We start from the raw sequence: 10,745 nt of genomic DNA on the forward strand, positions 1-10,745 counted from the left end.
TCGCCTCCGCGCAGGATGACCGGACTGGAGCGTGAGCGAGAGGCGGCTCAGCGGCGCCCGAAGCGCAGCCGCCACCCCCAGCGCAGCACGCCCGCGAGCGCCTCGAGCACGATCCCGAGGCTCATCTTGGAGCGCCCGTCCACCCGCTCGACGAAGGTGATGGGCACCTCCTCGATGGGGCAGCCGAGGCGCTCGAACGTCCACGCGGTCTCCACCTGGAACGCATAGCCCTGAGAGTCCACGGCGTCGAGGTCGAGGCGCTCGATGCAGCGGGTGTCGATGGCGCGGAAGCCGCTCGTGAGGTCGTGCAGCCGCGAGCGCAGCGCGATCCGCGCCACCCGCGTGCCCGTGTGCGATATCCACCGCCGGTACCAGGGCCAGCCCACGATCCGCCCGCCCGCCACCCAGCGCGCGCCGATCGCGACCCCCTCGCACGCCCGCGCCGCCGCGACGAGCCGCGGCAGGTCGGCGGGCAGGTGCGAGCCGTCCGAGTCCATCTCGACGGCCACCCGGTAGCCGTTCTCGATGGCGTGGCGGAAGCCCCGCACGTAGGCGGTGCCGAGGCCGAGCTTCGCGGCCCGATGGTGCACGAACAGGCCGTCGATGCCGAGCGCGAGCTCATCGGCGATGCGTCCGGTGCCGTCGGGGCTGCCGTCGTCGATCACGAGGATGTCCGCCTCGGGCAGGTGCGCGCGCACCCCCGCGACGGTGGCCGGCAGGGTTTCGCGCTCGTTGTAGGTGGGCAGGATCACGATGACCTCGGAGGGGCGCTCGTGCATCACGATCCTCGATCCTGGCATCTCCCCAGCCGAGGAGAGTCCGCACCTTGCTAAGCTGGGGAGTTGTCACAATTTGGCAACGGCGGTGACCCGTGTCTGACGCGGGTAGACCCACCGTGCAAACCCTACAGGAGAGACAACGTGGCGACAGTTCTCGAAAAGCTCCTTCGCGTCGGCGAAGGCCGCACTCTGAAAAAGCTCCAGCGTCAGTCGAAGCTCGTAGCCGAGCTCGAGGACTCCTTCGCGGAGCTCAGCGATGAGGAGCTGCGCGGCGAGACCGACGAGTTCCGGGAGCGCCTGGAGAAGGGTGAGACGCTCGACGATCTGCTGCCCGAGGCCTTCGCCGCGGTGCGCGAGGCCGCGAAGCGCACGATCGGGCTGCGCCCGTTCGACGTGCAGGTGATGGGCGGTGCCAATCTGCACCTCGGCAACATCTCCGAGATGAAGACCGGTGAGGGCAAGACCCTCGTCGCCACCATGCCGGCCTACCTCAACGCCCTCGCGGGCAAGGGCGTGCACGTGGTCACGGTCAACGACTACCTCGCCAGCTACCAGAGCGATCTCATGGGCCGCGTGTTCCGTGCGCTCGGCATGACGACCGGCTGCATCGTCGCAGGCCAGGATCCCGCCACCCGTCGCGAGCAGTACAACGCCGACATCACGTACGGCACCAACAACGAGTTCGGCTTCGACTACCTGCGCGACAACATGGCCTCCGACGCGTCGGAGCGCGTGCAGCGCGGACACTTCTTCGCCGTCATCGACGAGGTCGACTCGATCCTCATCGACGAGGCGCGCACCCCGCTCATCATCTCGGGTCCGTCCTCGGGTGAGGCCAACCGCTGGTTCTCCGAGTTCGCGCGCATCGCGCGCAAGCTCGAGCCGGGCGTCGACTACGAGGTTGACGAGAAGAAGCGCACCATCGGCGTGCTCGAGCCCGGTATCGAGAAGGTCGAGGATCACCTCGGCATCACCAACCTCTACGAGTCGGTGAATACGCCCCTCATCTCCTTCCTCAACAACTCGATCAAGGCGAAGGCCCTGTTCACGCGCGACAAGGACTACGTCGTGCTGAACGGCGAGGTGCTCATCGTCGACGAGCACACGGGCCGTATCCTCGCGGGGCGCCGCTACAACGAGGGCATGCACCAGGCCATCGAGGCCAAAGAGGGCGTGCAGGTCAAGGCCGAGAACCAGATGCTCGCGACCGTGACGCTGCAGAACTACTTCCGCCTGTACGAGAAGCTCTCCGGCATGACGGGCACCGCCGAGACCGAGGCCGGCGAGTTCATGTCGACCTACAAGCTCGGCGTGGTTCCGATCCCCACCAACAAGCCCATGCAGCGCAAGGACCAGCCCGACCTCGTCTACAAGAACGAGGAGGCCAAGTTCGCGCAGGTGGTCGAGGACATCGCCGAGCGCTACGAGAAGGGCCAGCCGGTGCTCGTCGGCACCACGAGCGTCGAGAAGAGCGAGTACCTGTCGCGCCTGCTCGCCAAGAAGGGCGTGCGCCACGAGGTGCTGAACGCGAAGAATCACGCCCGTGAGGCGGCGATCATCGCGCAGGCGGGCCGTCTGGGAGCCGTCACCGTCGCCACCAACATGGCCGGCCGCGGTACCGACATCATGCTCGGCGGCAACGCCGAGTTCCTCGCGGTGCAGGAGATGGCCGCTCGCGGCCTCTCGACCGACGAGGATCCGGAGGCCTACGAGGCCGCGTGGGACGACGTGTTCTCCGCCGTCAAGGAGACCGTCGCCGAGGAAGCCGCGAAGGTCACCGCCGCGGGCGGCCTCTACGTGCTCGGCACCGAGCGCCACGAGTCCCGCCGCATCGACAACCAGCTGCGCGGTCGTTCCGGCCGTCAGGGCGACCCCGGCGAGAGCCGCTTCTACCTCTCGCTCGCCGACGACCTCATGCGCCTGTTCAACTCGGGGGCCGCTGCCGCGCTCATGAATCGCGAGGGCTTCCCCGATGACCTCGCGATCGAGTCGAAGGTCGTCACCCGCGCCATTCAGAGCGCGCAGAGCCAGGTCGAGCAGCGCAACGCGGAGATCCGCAAGAACGTGCTGAAGTACGACGACGTGCTCGACCGCCAGCGCAAGGCGATCTACAGCGACCGTCAGCAGATCCTCGACGGTGAAGAGATCCAGCCGCGCATCAAGGCGTTCCGGGAGCAGACGATCGACGCGATCCTCGATTCCCACGGCCACGACAGCGACTGGGACTTCGACGCGCTCTGGAGCGACCTGCGCCAGGTGTACCCGGTGGGCATCACCGTCGACGAGCTGCTGGCCGAGACCGGTGGATCCCGAGTCGACCGGGCTTTCCTGCGCCGCGAGATCCTCTCCGACGCCGAGGTCGCGTACCAGAACCGCGAGGAGACCCTGGGCGAGGAAGCCATGCGCGAGCTCGAGCGCCGCGTGGTGCTCGCCACGGTCGATCGCCGCTGGCGCGATCACCTCTACGAGATGGAATACCTCAAGGAGGGCATCGGCCTGCGTGCCATGGCCCAGCGCGACCCGCTCGTCGAGTACCAGCGCGAGGGGTTCACCATGTTCGAGGGCATGATGGGGCAGATCAAGGAGGAGTCCATGGGGCTGCTCTACAACCTCGAGGTGAAGGTGCGCCCGGCCGAGGGGCCGCAGGATCACGTGCACCTCGAGGGCGGCGGGCTCGAAGAGCAGCAGACGCCGGATCAGTCCAAGCTCAGCTACAGCGCTCCCGACGAGGACGGCACTCCCGCTATGAGCGGGGCCCAGGATCCCGCCGCTGCGAAGGCGGCCAAGGCCCCGCAGAAGCGCGGAGCCTTCGGGCAGCAGGTGTCGGACGAGGCCGCCCCGGCCAACCGCGCCGAGCGCCGCGCAAGCAAGAAGAAGTAGTCACACCGTACTGAACCGCACTCCGCGTCGGCGGGGCAACTGGGAGACATCCATGGCAAACGAGACGAACAATCGTCCCTCGAAGAATGAGCGCCGAGCAGAGGCGCGCGAACAGGCCCGCCTGGCCCGGGAACAGGAGAAGAAGCGCGAGAAGCGCAATCGACTGTTCCTGCAGGGCGGGATCGTGCTGGGCGTGCTGGCGATCCTCGCCGTCGTCGCACTCATCCTCACCCAGACCATGAAGCCCGCGGGTCCCGGTCCGCAGAACATGGCTTCGGGCGCGGCGGTCTTCACGAAGGACCTGAACGTGGTCGAGAGTGCGGCGCTGCAGCCCGGCGAGGAGCGTCAGGCTCGCGAGGTGGATCGCAAGGAGCTGCCGCTCGACGTCACGATCTACGTCGACTACATGTGCCCCGCGTGCGGCAACTTCGAGCAGCAGTACGGCACGATGCTCGAGAACTATGTGGGCAGCGGGGATATCGAGCTGGGTGTCTACCCGATCAACTTCCTCGATGGGCAGTCGCTGGGCACCAAGTACTCGACCCGTGCTGCCAATCTGTTCAGCTGCGTGGTGGAGGAGCAGCCGGATGTCGCGTTCAACGTGCACAACACCCTGCTGAGCGCCGAGGTGCAGCCCACGGAGAGCACCACCGGTCTCACCGATGACCAGCTGCTCGAGCAGGCCGAGGCCGCCGGCGCCGAGCTGACGACGGAGCTCCGCCAGTGCGTCAAGGACGTGCGCTTCGGCAACTTCATCAGTGCCAACTACAAGTCGGTCAGCGAGGACGGCATTCTCGGCCTCGCGAAGGGCGCTCAGCTCGTGGGCGACACGAACACCGGCGAGCTGCAGCCCGCCGACGGCCCGCAGCGTCTGCGCAGCACCCCGACCGTCATCGTGAACGGCCAGCAGTGGGTGGCCGGTCGCGACGGCGATCTCGAGGCGTACCTGCTGAAGGTCAAGGGCGAGATCGAGGGCAACGGCAACGGCTCCGAGGCGGACGACGCCGGTTCCGATTCCGACGAGTCGCAGGACTCGGAGTAAACTGCTCTGGCGGCCCTTCGGGGCCGTCAGAGCGATTCGCGGCCTTCCGGGGCCGCACCTCGCCGCCTTAGCTCATCTGGTAGAGCAGCGCCCTTGTAAAGCGCAGGTGGTCGGTTCGAGTCCGACAGGCGGCTCCATGCAGGGCCCCGCTGATGCGGGGCCCTTTTGCATGTCGAGCATGTCCGACAGGCGCCTGCGCCATCCTTTTCTTCGGCCCTCACCACTACTTCGGCTCGATTCACTGGTTTCCATCCGAAACAACGGTGAGGGCCGAAGCAGCGGTGGGCGACCCGGCAGCGCCCGGCAACATCCGAGCCCCCGCAGCACCCCGCAGCACCCCGCAGCACCCGGCAGCACCCGGCAGCACCCGAGCCCCCGCAGCACCCGGATACCTAGCGCGGCGAGGCTCGGCGGGCGAGTAGGGTAGACCGGGTGCGCGAGAGACTGAAGATCTGGGCAGCGCTCGTCGGCTCCGGCCTCGCGGGTGTGCTGGTGGCCCTGCAGACCCGTGTCAACGGCGGTCTCAGTCAGGAACTCGGCAACGGCTATGTCACCGCGGCGGTGTCGTTCGGCTCCGGCCTCGCGTTGCTGTGCCTCGCGATGCTGCTGTCGCGCCGCGGACGCAGCGGCCTCGGGAAGCTCCGGACCGAGCTGCGGTCGGGGCACCTGCCGATGTGGGCGATCTTCGGCGGCGCCGGCGGCGCGATGTTCGTGCTGGGGCAGGGCCTCGTGGCTCCGCTGACCGGAGTGGCGATGTTCACCGTCGGGATCGTGGCGGGGCAGGTGCTGGGCGGTCTGGTGTTCGATCGCCTGGGGCTGGGTCCGGGCGGCAGGATCGATCCCACGCCCGCACGGATCATCGGGACCGTGCTCGCCGTCGCCGCCGTGGCCATCGCGGTGGGTCTCGACCCCGGCCCGTTCGTGTGGCTGGTCGTGTTCCCGATGGTGATCGGAGTGGGCGTCGCGGCGCAGTCGATGGTGAACGGGCTGGTGCGTTCGGCGGCTCGGAGCGCGCTCACGTCCACCTTCGTCAACTTCGTGGTGGGGACGACGCTGCTCGGGATCATCGCGGTGGTCTCGGTGCTGATCTCGGGCTGGCCGCAGGACTGGCCGAGCGCCCCTTACTTCTACATCGGCGGCATCGTGGGCACGGTGTTCATCGCGATGGCAGCGGCGCTGGTGCGCACGGCGGGAGTGCTGCTGCTGAGCATGTCGAATGTGGCGGGGCAGTTGCTCGCGGCTGTCGCCTTCGAAGCCGGGGTGCCGCTGACCGAGGGGCTCACGCAGGGCATGATCGCCGGAGCGGCCGTCGCCCTGCTGGCGGTGGCGGTCGCGGCGCTGCCCGGGCGAAGGCGGAACGAGGGCTAGCTAGAGCGCCGTGAGGTGGCGGCTCAGCTCGAGCGGTTTGCGCGGCTTGGCCTTGCGATCCCGATCCGGGATCCCGCCCACGTAGAGCCACCCGAGCAGGTATTCGGGCTTCTTCACTCCGAGGGCCTTGCGCAGCTCCTTGCTGCGGGTGTGCGATCCGGTTTTCCAGATGGATCCCCAGCCGGCCTCGTGCAGCAGCAGCCCCAGCAGGTGCGCGACACCGCTCGCCACAGCCTCCTGCTCCCAGACCGGCACCTTGCCGCTCTTGCGCGGGCTCACCACGATCACCAGTATGAGCGGGCTGCGCATCGCCTTGGCGACGTACTTGTCACGATCCCCGCCTGAAGCCTTGGCGAGACCTTTGCCCAGCTTCGCGCGAGCGCCGCCCCGCAACTCGATGATGCGCCAGGGGCGCAGCCTGGAGTGGTCTGCGACACTCGCCATCGCCCCTACCAGCTGCTCCAGTTCGGCGTGAGTGGGGGCATCATCGGTGTGCTTCGAATGAGAGCGCCGTTGCTGCAGTGCTTCGAGCGCCGGTTGCTTGCTCATGGCCGCCTCCGTGAATCGCGCGATCAGGAATCTGAGGCCAGTCTATGCCCGGCGCGGACGGCGAACTTCGGATGGGTTTCCACGGTACGTTGGGCAAATTTACAGGTGCTTGGTAGCCTCTTGGGGTGCGGTCACGCCGCACACCACCCCCACTTCCGATTGATTGGAATTTCATGTTCTCCTCATCCCTGGAAAGACCAGGAATCCGTTGGCGCGTGCCCGCCATCGGTATCGTCGTCGCGCTGGTGCTCTCGCTCATCAGTGTGGTTTCGGCCCCGCTCGCGCACGCCGAGGACGGCGACCGCTCCATCGCGGGCGTTGTCGCGCTGCCCGAGGGCCTCGATGCCGAACTGCTCGCCGGTGTGCAGGTGACTGCCCGCACGGCGAATGACGAGGATCCCGTGGTGGATCCCGCGACCGTCGATGCCGACGGCGCATACTCCATCACCGGCCTTGAGCCTGGTGCCTATCTCGTCGAGTTCTCCGCTGCTGGGGTTGCAGCCGGTGTGCTCGAGGGACAGGTCTACGGAGCTGCCGATGAGCAGCCGGAGGGAACTCCGGTCGATGTCTCTGCGGAGAGCCGCAACGATGTGAACGTGACCCTGGAAGCCGTTGTGGGGGCGGCAGAGGATATTCCGGGTGATGTCGGCGCATCGATTGAGGATCCCGCTGCGCTCGAGGAATCGGGCGGTGCTGCGGCGAGCGGTGAAGAGGTTGCCGAGCTCGAGTCCCGCGAGGCCTCGGATGCGCTGCCGCGCGCGGAACTCGTCGATCCGGCCGAACTCGCCGGTGACAGCGTGAGCTCGGTGCAGGGTGGCACGGTGCCCGACGAGGAGGGCACCGGCGCGGAGGTGACCGCTTCGCAGGAAGCGACGGTCTCCGATGACAACGGCCTGATCACGAACGCCACGACCGGCAACCGGACGATCTCGGGCAAGGTCTCGCTCGAGACCGGCAGCATGTCTTCGGTGCGCATCTACCTCGAGAACGTCGCCTCCGGCAGCGGCACGCCGAGCCGCTACCTCAATCACAACAACACGTCGATCCCTGCAGCGCAGCGCGACACCTGGAACGCGTCGACGGGTCAGTTCTCGTTCCGCAATCTCGCGTCGGGCCGCTACCGCATCTCCTTCGAGTACTGGGCGGCGAGCCCGGTGATCGTCGAGCGCTGGTACCCGAACGCGCTGGATCGGAGCTCGGCGAAGGCCGTCGACGTGCGCAAGGGCAACGCCACGGGCATCAACGGCTCGCTCAAGCGCGGCGTCGCGCTCAAGGGCAACGTCGCCACGCCGGCCGGGGTGAACAAGAGCACCTCGAGCCTGTACGTGGTGAACGCGAAGGGCCAGATGTGGAGCGCGGGCTGGAACAAGACCGCGAACACCTATCAGACGCCGGCCTTGCCCGCGGGCGACTACTGGGTGCAACTCGTCGGGTACACCGCGAGCTACAAGCTGGATTCGATCCAGTTCATGAAGTCGGGATCGGCGACGAAGTTCACGCCGTCGCTCGGCGGCACCCTCACCCGTAACCTGACGGGTACGAATCCCAACGCGAGCATCGTGGGCAAGATCGGCGTCACCGGTGGGCTGCCGAAGGACTTCCTACGTGCGGCGAACGTGTACCAGGTGCTCGACGGCGTCCACTTCCCGCTCTACTACGCGTGGCAGAACCACGGCGGCAACTACCTCACGCTGGGGTTGACGCCGGGTCAGTACAAGGTCGAGTTCACCGCCAAGACCGGCCGCGACGTGGCCAAGGGCGAGTGGTGGGACAAGAAGTCGACCCGCGCCAAGGCGAACGTGATCACGCTGACCTCGGGTCAGAAGAGGACCGGGGTCAACGGTACCCTGCGCACCGGCAGCTCCGGCCAGGTCTCGCCGTTCAAGGACGTGAAGTCGAACCACAAGTTCTACAACGAGATCGCGTGGATGTTCCACTCGGGCACCTCGACGGGCACCCGCAAGTCCGACGGCCGCTACTACTACCCGAAGCAGAGCGTCACCCGCGAGGCGATGGCGGCGTTCATGTTCCGCATGAACGCTCCGGCCAAGTACAAGGCTCCGGCGAAGTCGCCCTTCAAGGACGTGTCGACCAAGCACAAGTTCTACAAGGAGATCGCCTGGATGTACACGTCGGGTCTGTCGACCGGCATTAAGAAGGGCGGCTCGCGCTACTACGAGCCGAAGTCGAAAGTGTCGCGTGAGGCGATGGCCGCGTTCATGTACCGTCAGTACGCGCCGTCGAACTACAAGAAGCCGAGCTACTCGCCCTTCACCGACATCAGGACCAACCACAAGTTCTTCAAGGAGATCTCGTGGATGTACGATTCGGGTCTGTCGACGGGCGTGCGCAAGGGCTACCAGCGCCACTACGAGGCCAAGAAGCCCGTAACGCGCGAGGCGATGGCGGCGTTCCTGTTCCGCAACGCGCTCTACAACTGAGCACGGTAGTGCGCCGATAGAAGGCGCCGACCTCGACGTATTCGAGGTCGGCGCCTTCGTCGTCCTGCGCGATCGCGAGGATCACTGCCCGCGGTCATGCTGCGCGAACCCGCAAAGCTCCCACGTCATTCTGCGCGAGCTTGCGCGTCGCAGAATCCATATCGTGACCCGGGAGACTCCTCGGAACCGGCGCAGAGCAGCAGAACCACGGATGCGGAATCGTGGGAAACGCCTGAGCGCGAACTGCGACTTGCATCATCGGATGATATTCGTCAGACTTGAGGGCGGCACTGAGGTTAGGCATGCCTCAGTTCGATCCGATGAGTGATCACCCGCATCCCCTCTGCGGCGGCCGATCCCCTAGAGAAAAGGAGTGCTCTCGTAATGACTGCACAGAAGAGCCTGCGGAAGAAGTTCTCTTCCCTGCTCGCGACCGGCACCGCTGTGCTGCTCGCGGCGAGTGGCCTGGCGCTGGCGCCGACCGCTGCGTTCGCTGCTGATGAGACCCGAGACGTCACTGGCGGTACTGCTTCCGGCGTCATCTCCACCTGGATGAATGCGGGCAGCATGGGGCGTCCCAGCCCGCTGCCTGCGCAGTACGTCGCGCCTGCATCGTTCGACGCCGGGACCAAGACCAGCAGTTGGGGTGAGGGAACCGGTGAACTGAACGCTGATGGTTCAGCGACTCTTGCGTTCGGAGGCAAGAGCGTCAACTTTGCCCCTACCGGCGGTGGCTGGCTCACCGTGGCCGATCTGGAGGTCGAACTCGACGCAGACGGCAACGGTGTGGTTTCCGCTGACGTTGCATACGGAACTGCCCCCGGGGCCTATCCCAACATCGTCTTCGATCCCGAGCAGACGCCTGATCGTGGTGTCGAGCGCCTCGATATCATCGAACTGCAGGGGAACGAGTCTGCTCCTGTCGTCGCCGATGACGCAGCTACCTGGGCCGGCCTCGAGGGCGTTTGGACCGCTGATTTCCTTGCGTTCCTGGCCGGCGATGAGGATGCCGACCCGGTGATCCCGGAGTGGTCGTATGCCTCTACTGTCAATAACAGCGCCGACGATCGCAAGCCCAGCCCGATCACGGTCAGCGTGGAGCTCGAGGCTGGCCCTGTCGCGCCGACGTACTCCGCTGCCGTTTCGAACGCGACCGACAAGGGCCTCAGCGTCACCGGAAGCTTCACCGGTGCTACCGGTATCACCATTCCGCCGGGGCAGGGCATGCCCGGGCCGAGCACGGGCGTGTACGTCGCGCTCATCGAGGAGGGAACCGCCGGAGAGCTCTCGCAGGGGAGCCAGGGCATTGCCGCGGCGTTCGTGACCAACGCCCAGATCACCGACGGGGCTGGCGGCGCGACCCTGAACGCTCTCAAGGAAGACCTTGACCGCTCGAAGAGCTACGAGGTTCTCTTCTGGTACGCGCACTCGAACCCGACTGATGACACCACCATCGGTTCCGTTCCGCTCACGGTGACCAAGGCTCAGTGGGATGCGGTCTTCCCCCCGAAGCCGGTGGATCCGAAGCCGACCGTCACCTTCACGGATGTGAAGAAGGGTCAGAAGTTCTACACGGAGATCGCGTGGATGGCCGCTGAGGGTATTTCGACGGGTGTCAAGCAGGCGAATGGCACCTACCAGTACCAGCCGAAGAACAATGTGACGCGTGAGGCGATGGCGGCGTTC

7 protein-coding genes and 1 tRNA gene are annotated in these 10,745 nt (G+C 66.6%); 6 read left to right on the forward strand and 2 right to left on the reverse strand.

Going from position 1 to position 10,745, the window contains the following annotated elements:
- Positions 1-47: 47 nt before the first annotated feature.
- Positions 48-800, reverse strand: a complete 753-nt coding sequence (locus AMS65_RS11420) for a polyprenol monophosphomannose synthase (RefSeq protein ID WP_241489419.1) — start codon at positions 798-800, stop codon at positions 48-50.
- A gap of 120 nt (positions 801-920) precedes the next feature.
- Here AMS65_RS11420 and secA point away from each other — a divergent pair, with 120 nt between their 5' ends.
- The 4 genes from secA (at position 921) to AMS65_RS11440 (ending at position 6,069) form a co-directional block, all read left to right on the forward strand.
- Positions 921-3,659 carry a preprotein translocase subunit SecA gene (secA, locus tag AMS65_RS11425; protein WP_053384291.1) on the forward strand — a complete coding sequence of 913 codons (2,739 nt, stop codon included), beginning with the start codon at positions 921-923 and terminating at the stop codon, positions 3,657-3,659.
- 52 nt (positions 3,660-3,711) lie between these two features.
- Complete coding sequence (locus AMS65_RS11430) at positions 3,712-4,701, forward strand: DsbA family protein (RefSeq protein WP_053384292.1); 990 nt, start codon at positions 3,712-3,714, stop codon at positions 4,699-4,701.
- A 61-nt stretch (positions 4,702-4,762) separates the two neighbouring features.
- Positions 4,763-4,838: transfer RNA gene (locus AMS65_RS11435), tRNA-Thr, on the forward strand.
- Positions 4,839-5,133: 295 nt separating this feature from the next.
- A complete protein-coding gene (locus tag AMS65_RS11440; RefSeq protein ID WP_075200965.1) occupies positions 5,134-6,069 on the forward strand; it encodes a DMT family transporter in 936 nt (311 codons plus the stop codon).
- Here AMS65_RS11440 and AMS65_RS11445 read toward each other — a convergent pair whose 3' ends face one another.
- Positions 6,070-6,618: a nitroreductase family protein gene (locus AMS65_RS11445; RefSeq protein ID WP_053384293.1), complete on the reverse strand. Its 549-nt coding sequence runs from the start codon at positions 6,616-6,618 to the stop codon at positions 6,070-6,072. It abuts the gene before it with no gap.
- A gap of 215 nt (positions 6,619-6,833) precedes the next feature.
- On the opposite strand from AMS65_RS11445, the gene AMS65_RS11450 reads away from it, so the two are divergent.
- On the forward strand, positions 6,834-9,059 hold the full coding sequence (locus tag AMS65_RS11450; RefSeq protein ID WP_053384294.1) for an S-layer homology domain-containing protein: 2,226 nt from the start codon (positions 6,834-6,836) through the stop codon (positions 9,057-9,059).
- A 384-nt stretch (positions 9,060-9,443) separates the two neighbouring features.
- Positions 9,444-10,745, forward strand: a 1,302-nt coding sequence (locus tag AMS65_RS11455; RefSeq protein ID WP_193787024.1) for an S-layer homology domain-containing protein, incomplete at its 3' end; no start/stop codon positions are given.

The organism is Leucobacter celer subsp. astrifaciens, from assembly GCF_001273835.1.
Taxonomy (GTDB): domain Bacteria; phylum Actinomycetota; class Actinomycetes; order Actinomycetales; family Microbacteriaceae; genus Leucobacter; species Leucobacter celer.